Below are 26,032 nucleotides of genomic sequence, written 5' to 3' on the forward strand. Positions count from 1 at the left end.
ACCTTGCTAGTCTGCCTGGCGACGCAAGAACGCGGGAATATCGAAATACTCCTCGCCGCCGGCTTCAGCTGCGACAGCTGCTGCCTGCCCACCCGCGGCTGCGCGCGCACGGCGCATGTGGGGAGGGCGATCAAACTCCTTATAATTAGGGGCGGCGTCGGGCTCCGCGGTTTGCTGCGAGGCCGTACTTTCCACCACCTGCAAGGGCGCCTTGGCGACCTCGCCACCCAGGCCCGTGGCAACCACGGTAACCTTGAGCTCATCCGTCATCTCGGGATCGATAACGGTACCTACCACAACTGTCGCTTCGTCAGATGCAAATTCCTCGATTGTGTCGCCAACTTCGGAAAACTCTCCGAGTGACAGGTCGAGGCCGGCGGTGATATTCACCAGTATGCCGCGTGCACCCTTGATATCGATGTCGTCGAGCAGCGGGCTGTTGATGGCGCGTTCTGCGGCTTCCCGGGCGCGATTTTCGCCCTTGGCACTGCCGGTGCCCATCATTGCCATGCCCATCTCGGACATCACCGTTCGAACATCCGCAAAATCCACGTTTATCATGCCGGGGCGAATGATCAGGTCGGCTATACCCTGAACTGCGCCCAACAATACATCATTGGCCTCCTTAAAGGCATCCAATAAACTGGTATTTTTTCCCAACACCTCAAGCAACTTTTCGTTGGGAATAGTGATCAGGGAATCGACGTGTTGCTCGAGTTCACGGACCCCTTCGTGGGCAATTGCCAGGCGTTTTTTGCCTTCGAAAGGGAAGGGCCTGGTCACCACGGCAACGGTCAGAATACCCAGCTCACGGGCCACTTCCGCTACCACCGGCGCACCGCCGGTTCCGGTACCACCACCCATGCCAGCGGTAATGAATACCATGTCGGCACCGCGCAGTGAGTCGGCAATGCGCTCGCGATCCTCGAGTGCGGCCGCGCGGCCGATTTCCGGGTTGGCGCCCGCTCCCAGGCCCTTGGTGATCTCGCCACCGAGCTGCAGGATGGTTTTGGAGTGAATGTCATTCAACGCCTGGGCGTCAGTGTTGGCGCAGATGAAATCCACGCCTTCCACCTGGTTCTCGATCATGTGCTTGACGGCGTTGCCGCCACCACCACCGACACCAATGACTTTTATCACCGCGTTTTCTGGAACGTTGTCTATCAGTTCAAACATGGTCTTACTCCCCTTTACTGGTTTGCCGCCCCTACCGGCGGCGGTTTACAACACCCGGGTGTCACTCACCCGAATTCATTGATCCGACCGGCGGCCGGACCGTTGTTCAGAAATTACTCTGCACCCAGGACTTGATCCTGCCGATCAGGCCCGGCTCGTCACCACCGGCATCACCCCGGGCGGCACTGCCGCCGGAATCCGGCTGCTGCAGACCGTACTGCAACAATCCCACCCCGGTGGAATAAATCGGATTGCGCACAATGTCGTTCAAACCCTTCACCGCCTGTGGATATCCCACGCGTACCGGCATGTGGAATATCTCCTCGGCCAGCTCCACCACGCCTTCCATCTTGGAGGTACCACCCGTCAATACGATGCCGGCGGGAACGAGGTCTTCGTAACCACTGCGGCGAACTTCCGCCTGCACCAGGGTAAACAGCTCGTCGTAACGCGGCTCCACTACCTCGGCCAGTGCCTGGCGCGACAGGTCCCGCGGGGGTCGCTCGCCAACGCTCGGCACTTTGATGGTTTCGTCCGGCCCCGCCAGCTGGGTCAGGGCGCAGGCGTACTTGATCTTGATCTCTTCCGCGTGCTGGGTCGGGGTGCGCAGGGCCATGGCGATGTCATTGGTCACCTGGTCACCGGCGATGGGGATCACTCCCGTATGCCGGATGGAGCCCTCGGTAAAGATGGCGATGTCCGTCGTCCCGCCACCGATATCCACCAGGCACACACCGAGTTCGCGCTCGTCTTCGGTCAGCACTGCGTAGCTGGAGGCCAGCTGCTCGAGAATGATGTCCTCCACGTCCAGGCCACAGCGGCGGATGCACTTCTCGATGTTCTGGGCCGCATTCACCGCACAGGTCACCAGGTGCACCTTGGCCTCGAGCCGCACACCGGACATACCCAGCGGCTCCTTGATGCCCTCCTGGTTATCGATCACGTACTCCTGGGGCAGAATGTGGAGGATCTTCTGGTCCGCGGGAATCGCCACCGCCTGGGCGGCATCGATCACCCGCTCCAGGTCCAGCGAGTACACTTCGCGATCGCGAATGGCCACGATGCCGTGGGAATTCAGGCTGCGGATATGGCTGCCGGCAATGCCCACATACACCGAGTGGATCTGGCACCCGGCCATCAGCTCGGCCTCCTCCACCGCCCGCTGTATCGACTGCACGGTGGACTCGATATTCACCACCACGCCCTTCTTCATGCCCTTGGAGGGATGGGAGCCAATGCCGACGATCTCGATATCACCGTCCATGCCGATTTCACCGACGATGGCCACCACCTTGGAGGTGCCGATATCCAGCCCGACGATCATTCTCTTTTCCTGTGCGCTGCCCATGGCAGTGTGTCTCCCCCGTCCCTTATTCGCTTGTCAGGCCGGCCACCTGGGCCGGTTCATGAAAGGCAACCGCCAGGCCGCTCTGGTAGCGCAAATCCACCCGCGCCACCTCGGCGGCACGCGGTGCCAGCTCGCTGCGATAAATGGCGATGAATCGCTGTACCCGCTCGCGAAATGCCCCATTCCCCAATTGCAGTTCAATACCGTTGCTCAACACGGTTACCATCTGGCCGCGAGCGTCCATCGTCAGCACCTGCACTTCCAATGCGAGCGGCTGCAGCAGGTCACCCAGGCGCTGGTAGCTGGCCATCATCGCCTGCTGCTGGCCCTCGGGGCCTTCAAGACGCGGCAGGTGCTGCCAGGCGTCTGCATTGGCGGTCTGGAACACGGTACCCTCGTGATTCAGAAAGCCTCCCTCGCCCCAGCGCGCAATGGGTAATTGCTCAATGACGTGAATCTCCAGCGAGTTCGGCCAGCGCCGACGTACCGAGGCCTCGTAGATCCACGGCAGTGCCTCCAGCTGTTCGCGAATCTGCACCAGGTCCGCGTTGAGAAAGCCGCCAATCAGTGCCGGCTGCACCATTTGCTGCACGGCTTCGGTCTGGGTGTTCTTCAGGTTGCCGGTCACACTGATGCGCTCTACCGGAATGGCCTGCAGGATCAGGAAGCCCTGCAGGGCCGCCGCCAGCACAGCGCCGCCCCCCACCAGGATCAGCAGGCGATTGAGCCAGTTGAAGGACCACTGCCGACGCTCCTTCGGCGCCGCAGCCACCTTGCGGGTGGCGCCGCGACCGCCCTTGCGTACCTTCTGTGCCTTCTGTTCCTTCAGCACTTTTCGTTCCTGGCGCACCGCAGTCATACCCCGCGCCCCCCTGCGCCGCGTGCCTCCCAGCTGAGCTCCAGAATCCGCCGCACCAGCGCGGCAATGTCCAGCCCCGCCACCCTGGCCGCCATGGGCACCAGGGAGTGGGAGGTCATCCCCGGAATGGTGTTCACTTCCAGCACGTAGAAGCGGCCATCGCTGTCGCGCATCAGGTCGACCCGGCCCCAGACCGCGCAACCTAGGGAGCGGAACGCCGCCAGGGCGAGACTGGCCGCCTCGGCCTCGTCGTCGGCATTGAGATCGCTGGGGCAGTGATAGCGGGTGTCGTCCGACAGGTACTTGGCCTCGTAGTCGTAAAAGGTGTTATCGGTTTCCATGCGAATGGAGGGCAGCGCCTCCTCGCCGAGAATGGCCACGGTGTATTCGGGGCCGTCGATGAACTGCTCCGCCAGCACCGCGTCACCATACTTCGCCGCAGCCTCCCAGGCCGCCCTGAGTTCGGTAGCATCAGAAGCCGGCGCCATGCCGATACTGGAACCCTCACAGGCGGGTTTCACAAACACCTTGCCGAGGCGGTCGATGACCCCCTGCCAGTCGGTATCAGCTGCCAGCAATTCGAAACCACCGGTGGAGACACGGATGCCCTGCCACAATTGCTTGCTGCGCTGCTTGTCCATCGCCAGGGCGGAACCCAGCACCCCCGAACCGGTGTAGGGCAGGCCCAGCGCCGTCAACGCGCCCTGCATGACACCGTCTTCGCCGCCCGGCCCGTGCAGGGCATTGAACACGCTGCCCACGCCGTCCAGCCTGGCAATCCACCCGGATTCTGCCGGGTCCACAGGGCGCACATCGCAGCCCAGTGATTCCAGTGCGGCGATCACGGTGGCGCCGGAATTGAGTGATACTTCCCGTTCAGCGGATGTGCCGCCCTGCAGGACAGCAATCGGCTGGCGGCTGATGTGTTCCCAGCTCATGGCTGACCTCCCTGCACCAGCGGCGCGGTCATGAGGTCCTGGGCCAGCTTGCCGATATTGCCCGCGCCCTGGGCAATGACCACGTCACCGTCCTGCAGCATGTCCGCCAGCACCGCGGCGACGGCGTCCACCGACTCCACGAACACCGGCTCTACCTGGCCGCGCTGGCGGATACTGCGGGTCAGGCTGCGACTGTCTGCACCGGGGATGGGCTTTTCTCCCGCCGGGTAGACATCCAGCAACAACAGGGCATCACAGCGTGACAGCACGGCAACAAAATCCTCGTACAGGTCGCGGGTACGCGAAAAACGGTGGGGCTGGTAGATCATCACTACCCGGCGGTCCGGCCAGGCCTGCCGGGCCGATTCCAGCGTTGCCTTCACCTCGGTGGGGTGGTGGCCGTAGTCATCCACCAGCAGCGCACTGCCGCCGGCAAACTGCAGCTCCCCGAGCTGGGTAAAGCGGCGGCCGACACCGGCGAAGTTTTCCAAGCCACGCGCAATGGCATCGTCGGAAAGCCCCTCATCGCTGGCCACGGCGATGGCCGCTGTGGCGTTCAGTACGTTGTGCGTACCGGGCATGTTCAGGCGCACCCGCAGCGGCGGCTGACCACCGGGCCGATGCACAGTGAAATCTGTCGCCAGCCCCTGCTTGTCCATATCGGCGATACGGTAATCCGCAGCTTCGTCAAACCCGTAGGTCAGGGTCTGGCGCGCCACGTCGGGGAGCAGGTCCGCCACCACCGGGTCATCCACGCACAGCACCGCAAGGCCGTAGAACGGCAGGTTGTGCAGGAAATCGAGAAAGGTCTGGCGCAACACGCTGAAGTCACCGCCGTAGGTCTCCATGTGGTCCGCCTCGATATTGGTGACCACGGTGACCATCGGTTGCAGGTGCAGGAAGGAAGCGTCGCTTTCATCGGCTTCCGCCACCAGGAAGCGGCTGGCGCCAAGCTGTGCGTTGCTGCCGGTACTGTTGACCCGGCCGCCAATCACAAAGGTCGGGTCGAGGCCGGCCTCACCGAACAGGGCGGCAATCAGGCTGGTGGTGGTGGTTTTGCCGTGGGTACCCGCCACGGCTATCCCGTGGCGGTAGCGCATAAGCTCTGCCAGCATCTCAGCCCGGGGCACAACCGGTATGCGGGCGTCACGCGCCGCAGCCACTTCCGGGTTGTCCTCGCTCACGGCGCTGGAGCTCACGACCACGTCGGCGCTACCGATATTGGCGGCGGCGTGCCCGACATGCAGTTCGACACCCAGCCCCTCGAGGCGGTCGGTCACCGGACTGCGGCGCAGGTCCGAGCCGCTGACCTTGTATCCCAGGTTCACCAGCACTTCGGCGATACCGCTCATGCCGGAGCCGCCCACACCGATCATGTGAATCCGGCGTATGCGACGCATCTCCGGCACACTGTAGACATTGCGTTCGTTCATCGCGCCACCTCCTCGCAGCAATCGGCGACCTGCCGGGTGGCCTCGGGCAGGGCCGCGGCGCGGGCCGCTTTCGCCATGGCAGCCAGGCGCTGGGGATGGTCCAGATAACTGCCGAGCGTAGTGCCCAGGGACTGGGCGCTCAGTTCCGACTGCCTGAGCAGCAGGCCGGCGCCGCGATCGGTCAGGGAGCGGGCATTGCCGGTCTGGTGATCGTCGATGGCGTGAGGCAGTGGAATCAACAATGCGGGGAGCCCCATCACCGCCAGTTCGGCGACGGTCAGGGCGCCGGCTCGACAAATGACTAGGTCGGCCCAACTGTAGGCGGAGGCCATGTCCTCGATAAACGGCTGTACCCGCACCGCGGATTTCAGCAGGCGACCATAAGCCGTGCTCACCTGGTCCGCCTGGGCGCTGCCGGTCTGGTGCAGCACCTCCAGAATCTCGTCACCCCGGTCCTTGACCAGCTTGCGGATCACTCCGGGCAACAAGTCGTTGATTGGTTTCGCCCCGAGGCTGCCACCCACGATCAACAGTCGCATGGGGCGGCTGCCATCGTAGTCCCAGGATTTGGCCTCACCCGCGGCGAGCAAATCAGCGCGCACCGGGTTACCCAGTACCAGCACATCGTCCCGGTCCTTGAAGGCGCCGGCGAAGCCCGCGACCACGCGCCTGGCCAGGGGCGCCAGCAAGCGGTTCGTCGTACCCGCCACCGCATTCTGTTCGTGGACCACCAGCGGACGCCGCAACAACCACGCCGCCAGGCCAGCGGGACCCGAAGCGTAGCCCCCCATACCGAGCACGCAGTCCGGGCGCAGGCGCAACACCAGTGCCAGCGCCTGCAGTTGCGACCAGGCCAGGGCAGCGAGCCCCCACAGGGTGTGCAAAATATTCTTGCCCCGCACGCCCCGAACCGCCAGCGTGTGCAGCGGCAGGCCGGCAGAAGGTACCACCCGCGCCTCGAGGCCGCGGTCGGTGCCCACCCAGTCGATGCTGTGCCCGCGGCCAATCAACTCCTGGGCCACCGCCAGTGCCGGGTACACGTGGCCACCGGTGCCCCCCGCCATCACCAGAACCCGCAACGGACGGCTCATCGTTTGGCCCCCCGCGGTGCTTTTGGCTCAGGCACTTCTGCCTGTACCCGCAGTACCATGGCCAGCATGCAGCAACAGACGATAAGGCTGGTGCCACCATAGCTGACAAAGGGCAGGGTCAGGCCCTTGGTGGGCAGCAGCCCGGAACTCACCCCCATGTTCACAAAAGCCTGGCCGGAGAAGATCAGGGCCACGCCATAGCAGAGGTAGGCGCCAAAGTCCTCGCCGGCCCGCGCCGCGCGCCGGCCCACCCAGAGGATGCGCGCCACCAGGGCGGCGTACAGGCCGATCACCACGCTGGCGCCGAGAAAACCGGTTTCCTCGGCCCAGATGGAAAAGACAAAGTCGGTGTGCGCTTCCGGCAGGTAGAACAGTTTCTGCACGCTGTTGCCGAGGCCCACGCCCAGCCACTCGCCGCGACCGTAGGCAATCAGGGACTGGATCAACTGGAAGCCACTGCCGTAGGGGTCCGCCCAGGGGTCCGTATAGGCGGTGAGCCGCTGTACCCGGTAGGGGGCACTGAACACCAGCGCCACCAGGCCCAGCAGCGCAACACCGAGCACTGCCAGGAAGTGCATCAGCCGCACGCCGGCGAGAAACAGCATGCCAAAGGAAGTGCCGACCACAATCACGGTGGCACCGAAATCAGGCTCCACCATCAGCAGCAGGGCTACGAATCCCAGCACCCCCATCGGCCGCAGAAAGCCCTGCCAGTCGGCGCGCACGGTGTCCGCCTGCCGCACCAGGTAGCCGGCCAGGTACACCACCACCGCCAGCTTGGCGAATTCGGAGGGCTGCAGGGTAAAGGGCCCGAGGGGCAACCAGCGCTGGCTGCCGTTGACGTCTTTGCCGATCCCGGGCAGTAACACCAGGATCAGCAGCGCCAGGGCAGCAAACAGCCACACCCACCCGGTTTGCAACCACACGCTGGTCGGCACCCGGTAGACGATGGCGGCCGCCGCCAGGGCCAGCACGATATACACCAGGTGTCGCTTGGTGTGAAACCAGGGGCTGCCGTAGTTCCAGTCACCGAACTCGATCGACGCCGAGCCGATGGCGACCAGGCCAACCAGCAACAGGGCCAGGCCCAGCAGGGTCAGCGGCAGGTCCATCCGCGGCGCGCGCAACCAGTCGGGAGACAGGTTCATGCGCCCTCCCCCAATTGCTCCACCGCGGCGGTGAACGCGTGACCGCGGTCAGCATAACCGCGGAACATGTCAAAGCTGGCGCAGGCCGGCGACAGCAGCACCAGGTCGCCCGCCTCGCCCAGGCCGGCCGCGGCCTCCACTGCGGCCCGCATGTCAGTCACCGGCTGGACCGGCACAATGTCGGCCAGCGCACTGTCGAGTTCTGCCGCCGCTTCGCCCATTACGATCACCCCGCGGCAGTAGCGTTTCACCGCCTTGCGAAGCTGGTTGAAATCCGCCCCCTTGCCCTGCCCGCCGGCGATCAGGATGACGTTACCTTCACCGCCCAGGCCAACCAGCGCCGCCTCACAGGCGCCAATATTGGTGCCCTTGGAATCATTCACATACCGCACACCCCGATACTCCCGCACCAGCTGACAGCGATGGGGCAGACCGCGGAAAGCCCGCACGGCGTCGAGCATCGCCGCCATGGGCAGGCCCGCGGCGTGACCAATGGCAAGGGCGGCCAGTACATTGGCGCAGTTGTGACGACCCACCAGGGGGAGGTCGGCCGTGGGCATCAGGGGCTCGAAGCCGTGACACAGGGTTTCCACCCCGTCGATGGTCCGCAGGCCAAAGCCATTCAGCTCCGGTTCTCGCAGGCGCCAGCTGATCACCGCCACCTCGTCGCCCACCAGCGGGATGGTCAGGGTGTCATCCCGGTTGACCACCGCACTGTGGCAGCCGCGAAAGATCCGGTGCTTGGCCTGGTGGTAACGCGGCATACTGCCATGGCGGTCGAGGTGATCCGGGCTGACATTGAGCACCGTGGCGACCTGCAGGTCGAGCTGGCCTGCCCGCTCCAGCTGGAAGCTGGACAGCTCCAGCACGTACAGCTCGCTGGCATCGTCCAGCAAGTCCAGCGCCGGGGTGCCGAGATTGCCACCCACACCCACACGCAAGCCGGCGGCGCGGGCCATCTCCCCGACCAGTTCGGTGACCGTGGATTTGGCGTTGGAACCGGTGATGCCAACCACCGGGGCACGGGCCTCACGGACAAACAGGTCGATGTCGCCCAGCACTGTCGCACCCGCTGCCACGGCGGCGGCCACCAGCGGCGCCTCCAGGGCAATCCCTGGGCTCACAATCAGCTCGCTGGCACTTTCCAGCACCTGCGGGGGTATGTCCCCGGCGAGCACCGGAACCTCGGGCATTTCCCGCTGCAGGACATCCAGGCCCGGCGGTTCGGCACGGGTGTCGACCACGCTGAAGGCCAGCCCGTTGCGGTGCAGGAAGCGCGCACAGGACAAACCGGTCACCCCGAGGCCAAAAACGACCCGGTTCTCCGTGCTTGCTATCAGATCCTGTGCCACTGCTGTACTCACTCCCGATTTACCTTTACGACCTTCCGCCTCAACGCAGCTTCAGTGTTGCCAGGCCAAACAGCACCAGCATCACGGTGATAATCCAGAACCGCACAATCACGCGCGGCTCGGGCCAGCCCTTGAGTTCAAAGTGGTGATGGATCGGCGCCATGCGAAAGATGCGTTTGCCGGTCAGTTTGAACGAGGCGACCTGCAGGATGACGGACACCGTCTCCAGCACAAATATCCCGCCCATGATGAAAAAGACGATCTCGTGGCGGGTAATCACCGCCACCGTGCCCAGCGCGGCGCCCAGCGCCAGCGCTCCCACGTCGCCCATAAACACCTGGGCCGGATAGGTGTTGAACCAGAGGAAACCGAGGCCGGCCCCGGCGATGGCACCACAGAACACCGCCAGTTCACCACTGCCCGCCACGTAGGGAATGTGGAGGTAGCTGGCAAAGTCCACGTGCCCCGTCAGGTAGGCAATCACGCCGAGCGCGGTACCCACCATCACCGTCGGCAGAATGGCCAGGCCGTCCAGGCCATCGGTCAGGTTGACCGCATTGCTCGAGCCCACAATGACGAAGTAGGCCAGCACCAAGAACAGCGGCCCCATGCTCCAGGCAAAGTCCTTGAAGAAGGGGATGTACAACTCGGTGGTAACCGGGGTGTCGAAGGCCAGGTAGAGGTACAGGGCGGCGGCGATACCCGCGGCGCTCTGCCAGAAGTACTTCCAGCGCGCCGGTAACCCGCGGGAGTCTTTTTCCACGACCTTGCGGTAGTCGTCGACCCAACCCACCGCGCCGAACACGCCGGTGACCATGAACGCGACCCAGATGTAGGAGTTGCGCAGGTCCGCCCACAACAGGGTACTGATGGCAATGGCCACCAGGATGAGCGCCCCGCCCATGGTCGGAGTACCGGATTTACTCAGGTGGGATTGCGGGCCATCGTCACGCACCGCTTGGCCTACCTGGTAGTAATTGAGACGGCGGATCATCACCGGCCCCACCAGCAGGGAGATGGCCAGTGCGGTACCCGCCGCCAGGATGCCGCGCAGGGTCAGGTAACTGAAGACCTGGAAGCCACCGGCATACTGGGTGAGGAATTCGGAGAGAAAGATCAACATGGTTAGCGTCTCGCCTCCCCTTCCGGATCCTGCAATTGTGCCAGCAGCAATTCCATGGCTGCGCCGCGGGATCCCTTGATTAATACGGTGTCGTCGGCGCCAAAGGCGCCTGGTAGCGCGGCACTGGCCGCGCGGCGATCCTCAAAGTGCTGCCCGCCTTTGCCGAAGGCCTCTACCGCGGGGGCCAGTTCGGGCCCTACCCCCCAGAAACGGTCGAGCCCGCGCTCCCGGGCGTACTCGCCTATCTGGCGGTGCAGGGACTCGGATTCCGCGCCCAGCTCACGCATCACCCCCAGCATCAGGGTGCGCCGGCCTTCGCAATCGGCGAGCAGGTCGATGGCGGCCCGCACTGAACCGGGGTTGGCGTTGTAGCAGTCGTCGATCAGGGTGCAGCCACCCTGGCCATGGCTGACCGCCAGGCGACCGGGTACGGGGCTTACCGACGCCAGGCCGGCGGTGATCTCCGACAGGCTCAACTCGCAGGCCAGGCCCACCGCAATGGCTGCCAGGGCGTTCGAAACGTTGTGCAGGCCCGGCAGGCGCAGGGCCACCGGGGCGTCTCCCGCCGGGGTGCTGGCAATAAAACTGATGCCGGCGGTGCCGCGGCTGCTGATATTGTTGGCACTGATCGCCGCGGGCTGGCGCAAGCCGTAGTCCAGGATCGTGGCGCCCGCGGCGCGCTTGCGCCAGCGCCCGGCGTACTCCTGGTCGGCGTTGATGACAGCCACACCCTTGCCACCGAGTCCGTCGTAAATCTCGCCCTTGGCGTCGGCCACGTCACTCACCGACCCAAATCCCTGCAGGTGGGCCGGCATGGCGTTGAGCAACACCGCCACATCCGGGCGCCCCAACTCACACAGCCAGGCAATATCGCCGGCTTTGGCCGCGCCCATTTCCACCACCGCAAACTCGTGCTCCGGCGCCAGCCGCAGCAGGGTCTGGGGCACACCGATTTCGTTGTTCAGGTTGCCCTCGGTAGCCAGCGTGTTGCCACGCTGCGCCAGCACCGCGCTCACCAGGTTCTTGACCGTGGTCTTGCCACTACTGCCGGTGATCGCCACCAGCGGGTGCTGATACAGGTCGCGGTTACAGGCACCCAACAGCCCCAGGGCGCGCTGGGTATCCTCCACCACCAGCAGGGGCAGGCCGGCGTCAATCTCGCGACTCACCAGGGCCGCAACAGCACCGCCATCGCGCGCCACTGACAGGTAATCGTGACCGTCGAAGCGCTCGCCGCTGAGGGCGACAAAGAGCTGCCCCTGCAGATCACGGCGACTGTCGGTGGACACCGCGGTGAACCGGGCATCATCGCCACACAGCCGGGCACCCAGCGGGGCGCAGAGTTCAGCCAGTGTAAAAGCGCGCATCATGATGTCGCCCTCCTGGCCAGGGCGCGCTCTGCCTCTTCTACATCGGAGAAGTGCAAGCGCTGCCCCTCGATAATCTGGTAGTCCTCATGGCCTTTGCCGGCGATCAGGACGCAGTCGCCCTGTTCCGCAAGGGCAATGGCCTGCTCAATCGCCAGGGCGCGATCCGCCTGGCGCTGGAAATGTCCGGTACAGCCGGCCACGATATCGTCGATGATCGCCTCGGGGTTTTCACTGCGGGGATTGTCGCTGGTAATCACCACCTCGTCCGACAGTTCACAGGCCAGGCGGCCCATAACCGGGCGCTTGCCGCGGTCGCGATCGCCGCCACAGCCCACCACGGTGATCAGCCGCCCCTGCACATTCGGACGCAGGGCGCGCAACACATGCTCCAGTGCATCGGGGGTATGGGCGTAATCCACCAGCACCTGCAAACCACAGTCATTGGCCACGCTTTGCAGACGCCCCGGCACCGAGTGCAGTGCGGGCAGTTGTTGCAGTACCCGCTCCAGCGGCGTACCCGCCAGAACGGCGCAGGCTATGGCAGCCATCAGGTTCGCCACATTGAAGACCCCCGGCAGGGGGGAGCAGAACACGCCTTCCCCCCAGGGGCTTACAAGATGGCCTGTGGCACCGGCGGCACTGAAGGCGAGATTGTCGATGCGAATATCGGCGTCGGCGCTGCCGGCGGCAGAATAGGTCAATACCTGGCAACCGGGTCGGGAAGCAGCGGCCACCACGATGGGGGCGTAGGGGTCATCCAGGTTCACCAGGGCATGGCGCAAGCCATCCACCGCGAACAGGCGCAGCTTGGCCCGGGCGTAGGATTCCATGTTGCCGTGGTAATCCAGGTGATCCCGCGACAGGTTGGTATAGACAGCGGTGTCGAAGTGCACCGCGTTGACCCGGCCCTGTACCAGGGCGTGGGAAGAGACCTCCATCGCCACGTCATTCACACCCTGCCCCTGCCAGTCGGCGAAGCAGGCCTGCAACCCCACCGGATCCGGCGTGGTATTGACGGCGCTGGCCACGCTGTCATCCAGGCTGGCGCCGAGGGTGCCTATGACGCCACAGGGATGCCCGACAGCACGCTGTAACTGTGCCACGAGTCGCGAGGTGGTGGTCTTGCCATTGGTGCCGGTGACACCCACCACGCGCATGGTGCGGGTGGGGTCACCGTGGAAGCGGGCAGCGATCGCCCCCGCCTCGTGAGCGAGATCGGGTATCTCTACCAGGGGCACCGGCAGCGCGTCGACAAAGCCCGCCACCGGGGCTTCCGCCACCACCGCAGCTGCGCCGCTGGCCACCGCCTGTTCGATAAAGGTACGCCCATCATGTACTTCCCCCGCCAGCGCCAGGAACAGGTCACCCGGGCGCACGGAGCGGCTGTCCAGGGTTATGCCGCTCACCCGGGCATCCTCGGGCAACTCGCGCTCCAGCAGCCAGGCCAGGGAGCAATCATTCTGTGGGGGCTTTAAAGCGGCCATCATCACACAGCCCCTCCATGGCGCGCCGGCGGCGTCGCGGCAACCACGGCCTCCGGCTCGTCCGGTACCACATTCAACAGGCGCAGCGCGCCCTGGGCCACGCGAGAGAACAGCGGTGCGGCCACTGCCCCGCCACCGTACTCGTCACCCTTGGGTCCGTTGAGGACCACCACGGTGACGATGCGCGGATCATGCACCGGGGCTACCCCGGCAAACAGGGCGCGGTGTTTGTCTTCCATGTAGCCCTGGGCGCCGACCTGGCGCACGGTGCCGGTTTTGCCACCGACGGCGTAGCCATCGACCCGGGCGCGACGGGCGGTACCATTTTCACCGGTCACCCGCTCCAGCACGGTGAGCACATCGGCGGCAATTTTCGCGGAGATCACCCGCTGCCCCTCGGGCACTTCGTCCAGCGCCAGCAGTGATACCGGGCGCAGTACGCCGCCGCTGGCGAAGGCGCTGTAGGCCCGGGCCAGTTGCAGCGGCGTCACCGTCAGGCCGTAACCGAAGGCCAGGGTCACTTCCTCGATCGCGCGCCAGCGCGGGCGATTGGGCAGCAGGCCGTTCTGCTCACCGGGGAAGCCGGTGCCCAGTGGTTGGCCGATGCCCATGCGCTGGAATACGTTCCACACCGGCTCGTGGCCGATATCGAGGGCGATTTTCGTCACACCGACCTGGCTGGACTTCTCGATCACCCGGGACACGGTGATCGCGCCGTAATTGCGCGGGTCGGGCAGGGTCTTACGGCCGACGCGAATGCGGCCGGGGGAGGTGTCGATCACGGTATCGGTGGTGTACTTGCCACTTTCCAGCGCCGCCACCATGGTCAGTGGCTTCATGGTCGAGCCGGGCTCATACTCGTCGGTCATGGCCCGGTTGCGAGTGCTGCCCGGGTCGATCTTCTTGCGACTGTTGGGGTTGTAGACCGGGTAGTTGACCATGGCCAATACCTCACCGGTATGGGCGTCCAGAGTGACCACCGTGCCGGAGTCGGCACCGGTTTTGGCCACGGCGCGCTGCAGTTCCCGGTGCTGCAGTACCTGCAGGCGCAGGTCGATGGACAGGCGCAGGTCACGGCCGGGGCGCGCCGGCTCCAGTACCCCGATATCGCGCACCGCATCACCGTGCAGGTCCTTGATGTACTGCTTTTTGCCGGGTATTCCGCGCAGCCAGTCCTCATAGGACAGCTCCAGGCCGGCGATACCCGCGCCATCGACATTGGTGAAGCCGACCAGTTGCGAAGCCACTTCCCCCGCCGGGTAATAGCGCTGGTATTCGCGCTCACCGTACACCCCGGGGAAACGCCGGGCCAGGATTTCCCGCGCCTCACCGGGCACCCGGTGGCGCTGCAGGTACATGAAACGCTTGCCCGCGTATCGCTCCAGCCGCTCGTCCAGTTCCGACAGGGGCATATCCAGCGCGAGGGCCAGTTCCGGCAGGCGCTCGGAGCCCGCCAGCTGGGTGGGATCGGCCCAGATGGAAATCACCGGGGTACTCACCGCCAGCGGCTCCCCGCGACGATCGGTGATCACCCCGCGGTAGGCGGGTATCTCCGCCGTGCGGACGGCGCGCATTTCCCCCTGGTCCTGCAGGAATTCGCGCCCGCGATCACTGCTGATGACCTGCAGCATCAGGATACGCCCCAGCAACAGGCCGAGCAGGGCCAGCAACAGGGCGGCGACCACGTAGAAGCGCCACGGAGCGACTGCCTCCCTTGGCACCTTGCGGCTCATGGCGCCACCACTTTCAGTTCCTGCATCGCCGGAGAATGCATATCGAGCTCACCGGTGGCGACTTTCTCCACCCGGTGGTGGGAAGCCCAGGCGCTCTCCTCGAGCAGTAAGCGGCTGTAATCTTCCTGCAGGAACCACTGGTCTGCCTCCAGCCCCTGCAGTTCAGCATACAACTGGCGACAGGCGTGGGAGGAGTGGATAACAAAAAACGCCGACAGCACTACCGCCACCATGGCCGCAGTGCACAACAGGTTGAGGGCCCGCCCGTCGGCAGGCGCCCCGGCAGGCCTGTTACCCCGAGCGGCCATCAGGCGATCTTCTCCGCTACACGCAGTATGGCGCTGCGCGCACGCACGTTGCCGGCAACTTCCTCCTTGCCGGCACGCACCGCCTTGCCCACCAGTTTCATGCGCCGGTTCAGGGCGCTGTCGGGCACTGGCAGGCCGCGGGGCAACTGTTCGCCCCGGGACATATCCCGCATATAGCGTTTGACGATACGGTCTTCCAGCGAATGGAAACTGATCACCACCAGGCGCCCGCCTTCACCCAGCAGGTCCAGGGCGGAGCCGAGCAGGTCCTGGAGGTCTTCCAGTTCCCTGTTGATATAAATCCGGATGGCCTGAAAAGAGCGGGTAGCCGGGTGCTTGTGCTTTTCCCAGCGCGGGTTGGCCTCGGAGACGATCGACGCCAGGCGACCCGTCGTGGTGATGGGATCGATAGCGCGCTGGGCAACGATGGCCCGGGCGATACGCCGGGAAAAGCGCTCTTCGCCGTAGTCGTAGAGCACATCGGCAATGTCGGCCTCGTCGGCACGGGCCAGCCACTGGGCGGCGGTTTCGCCGCTACTGGTATCCATGCGCATGTCGAGGGGACCATCGTGCTGAAAACTGAAGCCGCGTTCGGCCTCGTCCAGCTGCGGGCTGGAAACGCCCAGGTCCAGGAGAATACCGTCAACTGCGTCGATCCCCATCCCACGCAGTTGACGGGGAAGCTGAGCGAATGACCCGTGATAGAAGGTGAACCGGGGTTCGCTCATCGCCAACTTTTCGGCCTCTGCTACGGCGGTCGGATCCTTGTCCACCCCCAGCAGGCGGCCGTTTTCGTCAAGGGCCTCGAGCACGGCGCGACTGTGCCCACCGCGTCCGAAGGTGCCATCGACGTAAAAACCACTGCTTGTCGTCACCAGAGCGTCCACCGCCTCTCGTAACATCACCGTTTGATGCATATCACTCACCTACAGGGTCAGCGACAACAATTCGTCTGGCAGTTCCGCCTCGGGCCCGGATTCCTCCAGCGCCTGTTCGCATTCCGCCTGCCACAGGGCCTCGGACCAGAGCTCCAGCTTCTTGCCCTGCCCCACCAGCACCAGCTTTTTCTCCAGCCCGGCGTAGTCACGCAGGGACTGGGGCAACAGCATGCGGCCATTGCCATCCAGCTCGATGTCGGTGGCATAACCCAGCAGCAGGCGCTGGAAGCGCTTGGTGGCCTTGTTCAGTGAGGGCAGGGACTGGATCTTCTCTTCGATCACTTCCCATTCGGGCAGGGGGTAGATCACCAGGCAGCGCGTCTGGGTATCAATGGTAACGACAATTTGTCCTTCGCAGAGCGCCAACAATGGCTCGCGCTGGCGCGCTGGCATTGCCAGCCGCCCCTTCGCGTCCATGTTGATGTGCTGTACTCCGCGAAACACGCCAATTTCCCCCACTCATCCGACTTTGTTTTCCACAAAAAGCCAGATTTATCCACTTATTCCCACTTTGCGACACTATAGGTGTGCCTCAAAGGGGGTGTCAAGCGAGGCCCTCTCTAAAAAACGTTGTAATTTCAGTAAATTAGCGCCGTTTCGCAGTTCGGTACGCGGGCATCTGTAAAGGAAGCGAGTTCAAAAAATGACAGAAAACATGAGCGTAACCACACATGCTAAGAACTTACTTTAAGTTCCAGTTTATTTTTTTCTGAAATGTGGTCGGTAAAAGGCCGAAAAAGCATATAGGAAGGCCGGTGCCCGCTTCTGGGCGAACACCGGCCTTGATGAAAGTTGAGTCGGTCGATAAGCCGGGTTCTGTCGTGGACGATCATTCATCTGCGACAGGCGTCACCGCCTGCCTGAAGCGACCTACCCGAATCCACTGCGGGCCGCAGCTACAGGATTCCTATTTGGTCTTGCTCCGGGTGGGGTTTACCATCGCCGCGCCTGTTACCAGCCGCGCGGTGCGCTCTTACCGCACCATTTCACCCTTACCTGGCCGCGTGAACGGCCGGGCGGTTTCCTTTCTGTTGCACTTTCCGTAGGCTCGCGCCCCCCAGGTGTTACCTGGCACCCTGCCCTATGGAGCCCGGACTTTCCTCCCCGCCAACGACCGAAACCGATGGCAGAGCGATCGCCTGACCGACTCGGCGGCAAGACTACGCGCGGCCCGCCAGGAAGGCAAGCGCTACAGTAGGCCCGTTATGACAGGCTCGGGCGCTAGCCCTGATCCTGCAGGAGGAAGTCATAGAGCTGTTTCTTCCGCAGCCCCGTGTGTTCCGCCACCACCGCCGCGGCCCGTTTCGGCGGCAGTTCCTCGGCGAGGCGGCGCAGCAGGCGGGCGGTATCGGCGTCGATCGTCGTCTCTTTCTCCCGCTGTCCGGCGACCACCAGCACGATCTCACCGCGCTGCTGGTTGGGATCGGCGGCGATGAACGCCTCGAGCTCCGCCAGGGGGGCCCGGCGGAGGGTTTCAAAGGCCTTGGTGACTTCCCGCGCCAGCAGGGCCTCGCGCGCGTCGCCAAACGCGGCGCGCATATCCCCCACACAGTCCAGCACCCGGTGGGGCGCCTCGTAGAACACCAGGGTCTCCTGGCGCTCGGCCAGCGCCTGCAGGCGAGCCTGGCGGCCCGCCGCCTTACCCGGCAGAAAACCCTCGAACAGGAAACGGTCGGTGGGCAGGCCCGAAGCACACAGGGCCGCCACCGCCGCGCAGGCGCCCGGCACCGGGATCACCGGTAACCCGGCTTCCTGCAGTTCCCGCACCAGGCGGTAACCGGGATCGGATATCAGCGGCGTTCCCGCGTCCGACACCAGTGCCACCACGCCGCCACCCGCCACACAGTCGACGATGCGCCGTGCGGCCCGCGGATCTGAGTGGTCGTGGTAGGCGAACACGGTATTGTCGATATTGAAGCGCGCCAGCAGGCCGCGGGTGGTGCGGGTATCTTCGGCAGCCACCAGGTCGGCCGCAGCCAGCACATCGAGCGCACGCTGGGTAATGTCTCCCAGGTTGCCGATGGGGGTAGCCACCACGTAAAGTCCGGATTCCATTTCCAAGCCAGCACCTTCCACACAATCACTCTATAATGGCCGCCACCGTTCACCGCGGTGGCGGCCCTGAGGGCCATAAGGGTCATCAGAAAGCCACGAAGGATAGCATGACAGATTACCTGACAACCCCGCCGGCTCGCCGCGCGCTTCCCACCGCACTGCTCGCCGGCCTTCTGCTACTCGCCGGCTGTGCCGAAACCCCGGTGCAGACCACCAGCGTGGAGCCGCCGCCAGAGACCATCGAGCCGCCCACGACCACCGTACCCGACCTGCCCACCGTCGACCGCGAGCTGCCGGGCAGCATCTACGCCGCCGAGTTCAGCCAGGCGGAGTCGCTGCTGGCGAACAACGACTGGCTGCACGCCGGGGACGTACTGAGCACACTCCCGGAGGAACTGGATCTCAACGACCGGGCCTACCTGAGTTACCTGCAGGCCCGTATCGCCTGGCAGCACGGCCAGCCGCAGCAGGCCGCGGCGATGCTGGTGGAGCTGCCCGCTCCGGGCACCGCCCTGGCATTGCAGGAAAAAATCATCAACTTCCAGCGCTACATGGGCGACCTGCAGGGCGACTACCTCGCCAGTGCGCGCCAGGGCAGCCAACTGCTGTCCAACGACCCCATGCAGCCCGGCGCGGCGGCCCTTAAACGCAGCATCTGGCGAGACCTGGAAAGGGTCCCGGCGGAGCAGCTGGCCATTGCCGAGGGGGATACCGACAACCCCGACTGGAATGCCTGGCTGACGCTGGCCCGGATCACCGCCGAAGCCGGCACCGCGGATGAACTGGAACAGGCGCTGGTGGACTGGCGCGCCGACCACCCCGCACACCCCGCCGCCAACCCCCTGCCCGGCGGTCTCGACGCACTACTGGAACAGCCACTGCAATTTGACACCGTGGCCCTGCTATTGCCCCTGAGCGGGCGTCTCGCACCTGCGGCCAAAGCCGTGCGCGACGGCTACCTGGCGGCGTTCTACCGGGCCAGCGCGGGCAAGCGACGGCAGGAATTGCTGGTGCTCGACACCAATGCCTACCCGGATGCCATCGCCGCCTACCAGGACGCCGTTCGCCAGGGCGCCAGCATGGTGGTGGGCCCCCTCAGCAAACAGGCAGTGGCGGAGCTCGGTCAGCTGCAGGAGCGCACGGTACCGGTGCTGGCACTGAACCGCAGTGACGAACCCGCCCCGCCCGGCCCCACGGCCCTGGTACAGCTGTCCCTGTCGCCGGAGGACGAGGTGGAAACCCTGGTCGAGCAGGCCTGGGGCCGTGGCGCCCGCCGGGCGCTGATCGTCCGCCCCGGCGGTGAGTGGGGCGACAAGCTCGACCAGATATTGAGGCAGCAGTGGCAGGCACTGGGCGGCGAGATCGCCACCACCGCCACCTACGCCAGCGCCGAGGCCTACTCCGACACCATCAAACAGGCCTTCCAGCTCGACGCCAGTGAGGCGCGGGCGCGGGAAATCCGCAGCATGCTGGCCACCAACATCGAGGCAACCGCCCGCCGGCGCCAGGATTTTGACGCCATCTTCCTGCTCTCCGGCAGGCACGGAGAGGCCCGCGCCATCAAGCCACTGCTGGCCTTCCACTACGCCGGGGATGTACCCGTACTGGCCCCCTCCGCGGTCTACAGCGGCCTGCCGGGGCGAGGAGACAGCGACCTCAACGGCATCCTGCTGGCGGAGTTGCCCTGGCTGCTGGGGGCCGACCCGGGGCTGCGCGTCGCCATTGCCGCCGGCGGTACCGGCAGTGACAGCTACACCCGACTCAACGCCCTCGGCGCCGACGCCTACCTGCTCCAGCGTCGCTTCGCCCAGCTGCAGTCGGGCCCCGAGGCCCTGTTTCGTGGCAGCACCGGGCTGCTGCACATGGACCCCTATCTGCGCATTATTCGCGAACCGGCACCGGCCACTTTTGATGGCGGCAGGCTGAAACCGCTGTAACTATAATGGCGCCTCTTCCAGCAGGAGGCTGCCGCCCTGAGCAAGCCCGGTAACACCCGCCAGCGCCCCGCCGGCGATCACCACGAGCAACTCGCCGCCCGGTGGCTGCGCGACCAGGGGCTGCGCATCCTTGCGCGCAACGTTCACTTCAAGGCCGGGGAGCTGGACATCGTCGCCCTGCACGGGGACACCCTAGTCTTTGTCGAAGTGCGGGCCCGCAGCAATCCGCGCTATAGCGGCGCCGCCGCCTCGGTGGATCGACGCAAACAGGCAAAGCTGTTGCGGGCCGCCGCCCTGTTCCTGCGCCAACACGCCCGCTGGGCCAATTACCCCTGCCGATTTGACGTTATCGCCTTCGAGCCGCGACAATCAGCGGCCAATCCGGAGCCCACGTGGATCCGGTCGGCCTTCACTGCATGAATCCAACCATTCCGGAACCCGCAGCATGGATCACTACGAACTTCTTGCCGGCAATTGCCAGGGCACGATCGAGGCGCTGGCCATGGCAGTGGACCCCGCCGCCCCGGCCCTCAGCGCCGCTGCCGAACTGATGACCGGCGCCATGCTGAGTGAGCACAAGGTCATGGCCTGCGGCAGCGGCCCCGACGCCGCGTTGGCGCAGCTCTTTGCCATCAACCTGCTGGGCCACTTCCAGCAGGAGCGGCCCGCCCTGCCGGCGCTGGCCCTGGCCGCAGACGGCGGTGTCGTCGGCGCGATCGCGACCAGCGAAGGTACCGACGAGATCTACGCCCGCCAGTTGCTGGCCCTGGGCCAGGCGGAAGATGTACTGCTGTGCATTGCCAGCGCCGGACTCTCGCCCCAATTGCGCCGTGCGCTGGAAGCCGCCCGCGAGCGGAACATGGCGGTCGTCATGCTGTCGAACGGCGTGGACGACACCTTCCCCCTGCTGCTGCGTGAGGGAGACCCCGTCATCGCCCTGGACCGGATAGCCCCGGCCCGGGCCCTGGAGCGCCATACCGTGCTGCTCCAGAACCTTTGTGAATTGATTGACCACGCCCTGTTCGGCGGTTTTACAGGACAGCACCTATGACGCGTTACCTTCTCTACCCCCTCCTGCTCACGACCCTCGCCGTCTCCGGCTGCGGCAGCATGCTGGCAAGCATGAATGCCAACCCCATCGAGGATGAACCGGTGGAGCGCACCATGGGCCGGCAGCTTGAAGACGAGAGCGTAGAGACCAAGGCCATCGTCAATATCCGCGCGGCGGACGAACGGTTCGCCCAGTCCCACCTGGTGGTGGTCAGCTACAACGGTTTCGTGCTGCTGGCCGGACAGGTGCAAAGCGAAGAGCTGAAAAACAAGGCCTCCAACGTGGTGCGCGAAATTCGCGGCGTGCGCCGTATTTACAACGAAATGGAGATCGCCGCCCCCAGCTCCACCATGACCCGCTCCTCCGACGCCTGGATTACCGCCAAGGTCAAATCCTGGCTCATCGGCCACTCCAGTACGCCCGGCATGCGGGTGAAGGTCGTTACAGAGAACGGGGTAGTCTACCTGATGGGGCTGGCCACCCAGGCGGAAGCCGACCGGATCGCCGCAGAAGCCGCCAGCCTGTCCGGTGTACAGCGGGTGGTGCGCCTGTTCGAGGTTGTTCCCGCCTGACCTCAGGCCGGGGCAAACACCTGAAACGCAAAGGGCCGCCCGGAGGCGGCCCTTGTGCTAACTGGCGCTTGTCTACTTGACGATTTTCAGCGAGGGCCGCCCTTCCGGCTTGCCGGGGCCGCCGTCGCTGGGTGGCTCCGGGTCGTCGTCCGGCCCGCCGGGCGAATCCTCCGCCTCGAATACCATGCCCTGCCCGTTCTCACGGGCGTAAATACCGACTACAGCGTTGACCGGCACGGTGATGTCGGTGGGCACACCGCCAAACCGGCCGTTGAAATACACCAGTTCGTTGGAGATGTTGAGGTCGATCACCGCGCTGGGCGAGATGTTTAGAACGATCTGGCCATCCTTCACGTACTGACGGGGTACGTCCACCCCGCGGATGGAGGCATCCACCAGCAGGTAGGGCGTGCAGCCGTTATCCACGATCCACTCATAGAGCGCGCGCATGATGTAGGGACGACTCGGCGTCATACAGACCTCAGCCACAAGCGCAGCAGATCAGGAGCGCAGCTCCCGCTCCTGCTCAGACAGGCTTTCCTGGAAGGACTCGCGATTGAACAGCGCATCCATGTAGGTCAGCAGGGGCTTGGACTGCTTGCTGGAGCGGATATCCACGCCCAGGGAAGGCAGGCGCCAGAGAATGGGGGCGATGCAACAATCCACCAGGGTGAACTCGTCGCTCATGAAGAAGGGCTTCTCGGCAAAGATCGGCGCGATACCCATGATGCTCTCACGCAGTTCTTTCTGGGCCTTGGTAACCACGTTGTCACTGCGGGAGTTCTGGATGGAGTCGACCAGCGTGCACCAGCCGGTTTCGATGCGGTGCATGAACAGGCGGCTCTCTGCGCGCGCCACCGGGTACACCGGCAGCAGGGGCGGATGGGGGAAGCGCTCGTCCAGGTACTCCATGATGACCCGCGACTCCCACAGCACCAGGTCCCGGTCCACCAGGGTGGGCAGGGAGTTGTCGGGGTTGACGTCGGCCAACTCGGCGGGAGGGTGATTGCCTTCAGCCTCGATCAGGTCCACAGTCACGCCTTTTTCAGCCAGCACGATGCGGACCCGGTGACTGTAGTGACTGCTGCTATCAGAGAAGAAGGTCATGGAAGACCGCTTTGCGACTACGCCCATCAGGGTATCCTCAGTATTACGAAACGCTTCGCTGTCGGCGCGGCTTCAGCCGCGCGACAGCAGCCCTTGCGGGCTGTCAGTGAACGTCTTTCCAGTACTCGCGGTTGAGCAGCCAGGCAAAGACAAAGAACAGGGTGATAAACAGGAGGACAAACGTGCCAATACGCTTGCGGTCACCGGCTATCGGTTCGGCCGTGTAGGCCAGAAAATTGGTCAGGTCATACATGGCGCCGTCAAACTCTTCCGGCGTCATCAGGCCCTCTTCGGTCACCACGAGGCGGCCACAGGGCTCCTCCATGATGTCGGTGCCGGTGAGGGGGTCACGCTTTACCCCGCCATTGGCCGCCTTGACCGGGCCCATGGCGCATTCCTGCATGCCCTGCAATTCCAGCAGTACGTGGGGCATGCCCACGTCCTTGAATACCTTGTTATTCACACCCCAGGGGCGGCTCTCATCCTTGTAGAAGGTCCGCAGGTAGGTGTACAGCCACTCCGGCTGGCGCGCACGGGACACCAGGGTCAGGTCGGGGGGCGTGGCACCAAACCAGGTCTTGGCGTCGTCCTTGCCCATGGCGTTGTCCATCAGCGAGCCAATCTTCACGGACGGATCGAAAATCAGGTTGGCCTCCATCAGGTCCTCGGGAATGCCGAGGTCCGCGGCCACCCGGTTGTACCGGGAGTACTGCAGTGAGTGACAGCCCATGCAGTAGTTCATGTACAGCTTGGCGCCATTTTGCAGGGAGGCCTTGTCGGCCGGGTTCGCGGTGAACTCGTCGCAGGCGATGGTGCCGCAATCATGGGCGGACTCAGCACCGACGGCCTTCAGCGGCAGGACCGTGAGGGCCATGATGATCGCCAGCACGCCCATGCTGCGCCAGAAGCCCATGCCGCCGTCCATGGTCACCCGCTCGGGCACCGGCTTGGTCTTGTCCATTGCGCTCCACACCGGCATGAACAGGAAGAAGGCAAAATAGAAGATGGAGCAGATCTGCGCCAGCAGGGTCCGGGATTCGGTCGGCGCCTTCACACCCAGCACACCGAGGATCAGGAAGCTGGCCACGAACAGCACCAGCATCACCTTGTTGAGGTTGCCGCGGTAGCGCCAGGACTTGACCGGGCTGCGGTCCAGCCACGGCAGGATAAAGGGAATGGCGACCGACGCGGCAAACGCGATGAAGCCCCAGAACTTGTCCGGCACCGCGCGCAGTACCGAATAGAACGGGGTGAAGTACCACACCGGGGCAATGTGCTCGGGGGTTTTCAGGCCGTTGGCTTCTTCAAAGTTGGCGTATTCGAGGAAGAAACCGCCCATCTCGGGCATGAAGAAAATCACCCCGCAAAAGATGAACAGGAACACACCGATGGCCTGCAGGTCGTGCACCGAGTAGTAGGGGTGGAAGGCAATACCGTCCAGCGGGATGCCGTCCGGGCCCTTGTTCTTCTTGATCTCGACACCGTCGGGGTTGTTGGAACCCACTTCGTGGAGAGCCAGCAGGTGCAGCACCACCAGCGCCAGCAGCACGATGGGCAGCGCCACCACGTGCAGGGCGAAGAAGCGGTTCAGGGTGGCGCCGGAAATCAGGAAGTCACCGCGAATCCAGGTGACCAGGTCCTCGCCCACCACCGGGATCGCACCGAACAGGGAGATGATCACCTGGGCACCCCAGTAGGACATCTGGCCCCAGGGCAGTACGTAGCCCACGAAGGCCTCGGCCATCAGCACCACGAAGATGAGCATGCCGAAGATCCAGATCAGCTCCCGCGGTTTCTTGTACGAGCCGTAAAGCAGCGCCCGGAACATGTGCAGGTAGACCACCACGAAGAAGGCCGAGGCCCCGGTGGAGTGCATGTAGCGCAGGATCCAGCCGTAGTCGACATCGCGCATGATGTACTCGACGGAGGCGAAGGCGCCCTCTGCGCTCGGGTTGAAGCTCATGGTGAGCCAGATGCCGGTCAGCAGCTGGTTGACCAGCACCACCAGCGACAGCACACCAAAGAAATACCAGAAGTTGAAGTTCTTGGGCGCGTAGTACTTGCCCATGTGGGTGTTCCAGGCGCGCATGATGGGCAGACGCTCGTCGACCCAGTCCCGAACCCCGATCAGCATATTAATCATCAGGCAGCCTCCGAATCCACGCCAATAACCAGAACACTCTCGCCCTCGTAGGAGTACGGGGGGATTTCCAGGTTGGCCGAGGCCGGCACACCGGAGAACACGCGTCCGGCGAGGTCAAATTTGGAACCGTGGCAGGGGCAGAAGAAGCCGCCCATCCAGGATTCGCCGCCCAGGTCCGCCGCGCCCACTTCGGGGCGATACTTCGGCGCGCAGCCCAGGTGGGTGCACAGGCCGACGGCGACAAAAATTTCGGGGCGAATGGAGCGGTCTTCACCGGTAATGTAGGTGGGCTGCTTGGAAATTTCCGAACCGGGGTCTTTCAGGTTGCCATCCAGACCGGGGAGTGCCTCGAGCATGGCCGCCGTGCGATGCACCACGTACACCGGCTTGCCACGCCATTCCACGACCACCATCTGGCCCGGCTCCAGCTTGCCGATATCGGCCTTGACCGGTGCGCCAGCGGCTTTCGCCTTGGCCGAGGGATTCCAGGAACCGAGGAAGGGAACTGCGATCCCCACCGCACCGGCTACCCCAACCGCGCTGGTGGCCGCCGTCAGGAAGCGCCTCCTGCCGGTGTTCACGCCATCGCCACTCATTTTTTTCTCCCCTTATTTTCAGTCCGCTGACAGAGGTTGCCAGACTACCGGGACCGCTTTGCGAAAATGCTGCAAATAGTAAAGATTTTCGGCCAATGTGACAAGGAGAACGCTTTGATTTTGCAGCGTTTTCCGTCTTGTCAAGCCGCCTTGGACAAGCAGACGCAAGGTATCCGGGGAACTATTTCGGAAACCATTTCAGAAACAACAGAAAACGCCCACCTGACAACAGGATGGGCGTTTCCGATGGGAGTCCGGCCGGCCAGAGGC

Annotated in this window: 25 protein-coding genes and 1 other RNA gene; 4 read left to right on the forward strand and 22 right to left on the reverse strand. The window is 64.4% G+C overall.

Going from position 1 to position 26,032, the window contains the following annotated elements; translation table 11 throughout:
• Positions 1-6 precede the first annotated feature (6 nt).
• The 17 genes from ftsZ to rsmI form a co-directional block, all read right to left on the reverse strand.
• Positions 7-1,176 carry a cell division protein FtsZ gene (ftsZ, locus tag FV139_RS02165; protein WP_148066593.1) on the reverse strand — a complete coding sequence of 390 codons (1,170 nt, stop codon included), beginning with the start codon at positions 1,174-1,176 and terminating at the stop codon, positions 7-9.
• Positions 1,177-1,282: 106 nt separating this feature from the next.
• On the reverse strand, positions 1,283-2,524 hold the full coding sequence (gene ftsA / locus FV139_RS02170; protein WP_148066594.1) for a cell division protein FtsA: 1,242 nt from the start codon (positions 2,522-2,524) through the stop codon (positions 1,283-1,285).
• 22 nt (positions 2,525-2,546) lie between these two features.
• The gene (locus tag FV139_RS02175; protein WP_187276359.1) at positions 2,547-3,356 is read right to left on the reverse strand and encodes a cell division protein FtsQ/DivIB; all 810 of its coding nucleotides are present in this window, start codon (positions 3,354-3,356) and stop codon (positions 2,547-2,549) included.
• Positions 3,357-3,379: 23 nt separating this feature from the next.
• Positions 3,380-4,321, reverse strand: a complete 942-nt coding sequence (locus tag FV139_RS02180; protein ID WP_148066596.1) for a D-alanine--D-alanine ligase — start codon at positions 4,319-4,321, stop codon at positions 3,380-3,382.
• Positions 4,318-5,754: a UDP-N-acetylmuramate--L-alanine ligase gene (gene murC / locus FV139_RS02185; RefSeq protein ID WP_148066597.1), complete on the reverse strand. Its 1,437-nt coding sequence runs from the start codon at positions 5,752-5,754 to the stop codon at positions 4,318-4,320. The genes FV139_RS02180 and murC overlap by 4 nt, the downstream gene beginning before the upstream one ends.
• Positions 5,751-6,845 (reverse strand): undecaprenyldiphospho-muramoylpentapeptide beta-N-acetylglucosaminyltransferase, encoded by a 1,095-nt coding sequence (gene murG, locus FV139_RS02190; RefSeq protein ID WP_148066598.1) that lies wholly within the window; start codon positions 6,843-6,845, stop codon positions 5,751-5,753. Before murG ends, murC begins: the two co-directional genes overlap by 4 nt.
• A complete protein-coding gene (ftsW, locus tag FV139_RS02195; RefSeq protein WP_235898489.1) occupies positions 6,842-7,993 on the reverse strand; it encodes a putative lipid II flippase FtsW in 1,152 nt (383 codons plus the stop codon). The genes murG and ftsW overlap by 4 nt, the downstream gene beginning before the upstream one ends.
• Positions 7,990-9,345: a UDP-N-acetylmuramoyl-L-alanine--D-glutamate ligase gene (gene murD / locus FV139_RS02200; protein WP_235898491.1), complete on the reverse strand. Its 1,356-nt coding sequence runs from the start codon at positions 9,343-9,345 to the stop codon at positions 7,990-7,992. The genes ftsW and murD overlap by 4 nt, the downstream gene beginning before the upstream one ends.
• 40 nt (positions 9,346-9,385) lie before the next feature.
• The gene (gene mraY / locus FV139_RS02205; RefSeq protein ID WP_148066600.1) at positions 9,386-10,468 is read right to left on the reverse strand and encodes a phospho-N-acetylmuramoyl-pentapeptide-transferase; all 1,083 of its coding nucleotides are present in this window, start codon (positions 10,466-10,468) and stop codon (positions 9,386-9,388) included.
• A 2-nt stretch (positions 10,469-10,470) separates the two neighbouring features.
• The gene (locus tag FV139_RS02210) at positions 10,471-11,838 is read right to left on the reverse strand and encodes a UDP-N-acetylmuramoyl-tripeptide--D-alanyl-D-alanine ligase (protein ID WP_148066601.1); all 1,368 of its coding nucleotides are present in this window, start codon (positions 11,836-11,838) and stop codon (positions 10,471-10,473) included.
• Positions 11,835-13,325 (reverse strand): UDP-N-acetylmuramoyl-L-alanyl-D-glutamate--2,6-diaminopimelate ligase, encoded by a 1,491-nt coding sequence (locus tag FV139_RS02215; RefSeq protein WP_213003994.1) that lies wholly within the window; start codon positions 13,323-13,325, stop codon positions 11,835-11,837. Before FV139_RS02215 ends, FV139_RS02210 begins: the two co-directional genes overlap by 4 nt.
• The gene (locus FV139_RS02220; protein ID WP_148066602.1) at positions 13,325-15,055 is read right to left on the reverse strand and encodes a peptidoglycan D,D-transpeptidase FtsI family protein; all 1,731 of its coding nucleotides are present in this window, start codon (positions 15,053-15,055) and stop codon (positions 13,325-13,327) included. The genes FV139_RS02215 and FV139_RS02220 overlap by 1 nt, the downstream gene beginning before the upstream one ends.
• Positions 15,052-15,363: a cell division protein FtsL gene (ftsL, locus tag FV139_RS02225; RefSeq protein WP_148066603.1), complete on the reverse strand. Its 312-nt coding sequence runs from the start codon at positions 15,361-15,363 to the stop codon at positions 15,052-15,054. Before ftsL ends, FV139_RS02220 begins: the two co-directional genes overlap by 4 nt.
• Positions 15,363-16,280, reverse strand: a complete 918-nt coding sequence (rsmH, locus tag FV139_RS02230) for a 16S rRNA (cytosine(1402)-N(4))-methyltransferase RsmH (RefSeq protein ID WP_148066604.1) — start codon at positions 16,278-16,280, stop codon at positions 15,363-15,365. Before rsmH ends, ftsL begins: the two co-directional genes overlap by 1 nt.
• A gap of 9 nt (positions 16,281-16,289) precedes the next feature.
• On the reverse strand, positions 16,290-16,745 hold the full coding sequence (mraZ, locus tag FV139_RS02235) for a division/cell wall cluster transcriptional repressor MraZ (RefSeq protein ID WP_148066605.1): 456 nt from the start codon (positions 16,743-16,745) through the stop codon (positions 16,290-16,292).
• Positions 16,746-17,090: 345 nt separating this feature from the next.
• Positions 17,091-17,452: RNase P RNA component class A (gene rnpB, locus FV139_RS02240), an RNA gene on the reverse strand.
• A 70-nt stretch (positions 17,453-17,522) separates the two neighbouring features.
• Entirely contained in the window at positions 17,523-18,356 is an 834-nt protein-coding gene (gene rsmI / locus FV139_RS02245; RefSeq protein ID WP_148066606.1) for a 16S rRNA (cytidine(1402)-2'-O)-methyltransferase, read from the reverse strand.
• 107 nt (positions 18,357-18,463) lie between these two features.
• Between rsmI and FV139_RS02250 the strand changes: the two genes are divergently transcribed.
• A complete protein-coding gene (locus FV139_RS02250; protein WP_187276360.1) occupies positions 18,464-20,293 on the forward strand; it encodes a penicillin-binding protein activator in 1,830 nt (609 codons plus the stop codon).
• Here FV139_RS02250 and FV139_RS21195 read toward each other — a convergent pair whose 3' ends face one another.
• Positions 20,294-20,476: a hypothetical protein gene (locus FV139_RS21195; protein WP_235898492.1), complete on the reverse strand. Its 183-nt coding sequence runs from the start codon at positions 20,474-20,476 to the stop codon at positions 20,294-20,296.
• On the opposite strand from FV139_RS21195, the gene FV139_RS02255 reads away from it, so the two are divergent.
• The 3 genes from FV139_RS02255 to FV139_RS02265 are packed head-to-tail and all read left to right on the forward strand — an operon-like array spanning position 20,399 to position 21,916.
• Positions 20,399-20,713, forward strand: coding sequence for a YraN family protein (locus FV139_RS02255; RefSeq protein ID WP_235898531.1), 315 nt, complete (start codon positions 20,399-20,401; stop codon positions 20,711-20,713). The two genes, FV139_RS21195 and FV139_RS02255, sit on opposite strands and share 78 nt — an antisense overlap.
• A gap of 25 nt (positions 20,714-20,738) precedes the next feature.
• The gene (locus FV139_RS02260) at positions 20,739-21,344 is read left to right on the forward strand and encodes an SIS domain-containing protein (protein ID WP_148066609.1); all 606 of its coding nucleotides are present in this window, start codon (positions 20,739-20,741) and stop codon (positions 21,342-21,344) included.
• Complete coding sequence (locus FV139_RS02265; protein WP_148066610.1) at positions 21,341-21,916, forward strand: BON domain-containing protein; 576 nt, start codon at positions 21,341-21,343, stop codon at positions 21,914-21,916. Before FV139_RS02260 ends, FV139_RS02265 begins: the two co-directional genes overlap by 4 nt.
• A 72-nt stretch (positions 21,917-21,988) precedes the next feature.
• Here FV139_RS02265 and FV139_RS02270 read toward each other — a convergent pair whose 3' ends face one another.
• From FV139_RS02270 to petA, 4 genes are all read right to left on the reverse strand, one after another.
• Positions 21,989-22,390 (reverse strand): ClpXP protease specificity-enhancing factor, encoded by a 402-nt coding sequence (locus tag FV139_RS02270; RefSeq protein WP_148066611.1) that lies wholly within the window; start codon positions 22,388-22,390, stop codon positions 21,989-21,991.
• A gap of 27 nt (positions 22,391-22,417) precedes the next feature.
• Entirely contained in the window at positions 22,418-23,050 is a 633-nt protein-coding gene (locus tag FV139_RS02275; protein WP_187276361.1) for a glutathione S-transferase N-terminal domain-containing protein, read from the reverse strand.
• A 76-nt stretch (positions 23,051-23,126) separates the two neighbouring features.
• Positions 23,127-25,166, reverse strand: coding sequence for a ubiquinol-cytochrome c reductase (locus FV139_RS02280; RefSeq protein ID WP_148066612.1), 2,040 nt, complete (start codon positions 25,164-25,166; stop codon positions 23,127-23,129).
• Positions 25,166-25,762, reverse strand: a complete 597-nt coding sequence (petA, locus tag FV139_RS02285) for a ubiquinol-cytochrome c reductase iron-sulfur subunit (RefSeq protein ID WP_148066613.1) — start codon at positions 25,760-25,762, stop codon at positions 25,166-25,168. Before petA ends, FV139_RS02280 begins: the two co-directional genes overlap by 1 nt.
• Positions 25,763-26,032 lie beyond the last annotated feature (270 nt).

The sequence above is a fragment of the Parahaliea maris genome, assembly GCF_008064665.1.
In the GTDB taxonomy this organism is placed as follows: Bacteria; Pseudomonadota; Gammaproteobacteria; order Pseudomonadales; family Halieaceae; genus Parahaliea; species Parahaliea maris.

What these genes read in the sequence shown, in the direction of transcription:
- ftsZ (WP_148066593.1), bottom strand. Translation starts at nt 1,176, where the DNA reads ATGTTTGAACTGATAGACAACGTTCCAGAAAACGCGGTGATAAAAGTC.
- ftsA (WP_148066594.1), bottom strand. Translation starts at nt 2,524, where the DNA reads ATGGGCAGCGCACAGGAAAAGAGAATGATCGTCGGGCTGGATATCGGC.
- FV139_RS02180 (WP_148066596.1), bottom strand. Translation starts at nt 4,321, where the DNA reads ATGAGCTGGGAACACATCAGCCGCCAGCCGATTGCTGTCCTGCAGGGC.
- murC (WP_148066597.1), bottom strand. Translation starts at nt 5,754, where the DNA reads ATGAACGAACGCAATGTCTACAGTGTGCCGGAGATGCGTCGCATACGC.
- murG (WP_148066598.1), bottom strand. Translation starts at nt 6,845, where the DNA reads ATGAGCCGTCCGTTGCGGGTTCTGGTGATGGCGGGGGGCACCGGTGGC.
- ftsW (WP_235898489.1), bottom strand. Translation starts at nt 7,993, where the DNA reads ATGAACCTGTCTCCCGACTGGTTGCGCGCGCCGCGGATGGACCTGCCG.
- mraY (WP_148066600.1), bottom strand. Translation starts at nt 10,468, where the DNA reads ATGTTGATCTTTCTCTCCGAATTCCTCACCCAGTATGCCGGTGGCTTC.
- FV139_RS02210 (WP_148066601.1), bottom strand. Translation starts at nt 11,838, where the DNA reads ATGATGCGCGCTTTTACACTGGCTGAACTCTGCGCCCCGCTGGGTGCC.
- FV139_RS02215 (WP_213003994.1), bottom strand. Translation starts at nt 13,325, where the DNA reads ATGATGGCCGCTTTAAAGCCCCCACAGAATGATTGCTCCCTGGCCTGG.
- FV139_RS02220 (WP_148066602.1), bottom strand. Translation starts at nt 15,055, where the DNA reads ATGAGCCGCAAGGTGCCAAGGGAGGCAGTCGCTCCGTGGCGCTTCTAC.
- ftsL (WP_148066603.1), bottom strand. Translation starts at nt 15,363, where the DNA reads ATGGCCGCTCGGGGTAACAGGCCTGCCGGGGCGCCTGCCGACGGGCGG.
- rsmH (WP_148066604.1), bottom strand. Translation starts at nt 16,280, where the DNA reads ATGCATCAAACGGTGATGTTACGAGAGGCGGTGGACGCTCTGGTGACG.
- rsmI (WP_148066606.1), bottom strand. Translation starts at nt 18,356, where the DNA reads ATGGAATCCGGACTTTACGTGGTGGCTACCCCCATCGGCAACCTGGGA.
- FV139_RS02250 (WP_187276360.1), top strand. Translation starts at nt 18,464, where the DNA reads ATGACAGATTACCTGACAACCCCGCCGGCTCGCCGCGCGCTTCCCACC.
- FV139_RS02260 (WP_148066609.1), top strand. Translation starts at nt 20,739, where the DNA reads ATGGATCACTACGAACTTCTTGCCGGCAATTGCCAGGGCACGATCGAG.
- FV139_RS02265 (WP_148066610.1), top strand. Translation starts at nt 21,341, where the DNA reads ATGACGCGTTACCTTCTCTACCCCCTCCTGCTCACGACCCTCGCCGTC.
- FV139_RS02270 (WP_148066611.1), bottom strand. Translation starts at nt 22,390, where the DNA reads ATGACGCCGAGTCGTCCCTACATCATGCGCGCGCTCTATGAGTGGATC.
- FV139_RS02275 (WP_187276361.1), bottom strand. Translation starts at nt 23,050, where the DNA reads ATGGGCGTAGTCGCAAAGCGGTCTTCCATGACCTTCTTCTCTGATAGC.
- FV139_RS02280 (WP_148066612.1), bottom strand. Translation starts at nt 25,166, where the DNA reads ATGATTAATATGCTGATCGGGGTTCGGGACTGGGTCGACGAGCGTCTG.
- petA (WP_148066613.1), bottom strand. Translation starts at nt 25,762, where the DNA reads ATGAGTGGCGATGGCGTGAACACCGGCAGGAGGCGCTTCCTGACGGCG.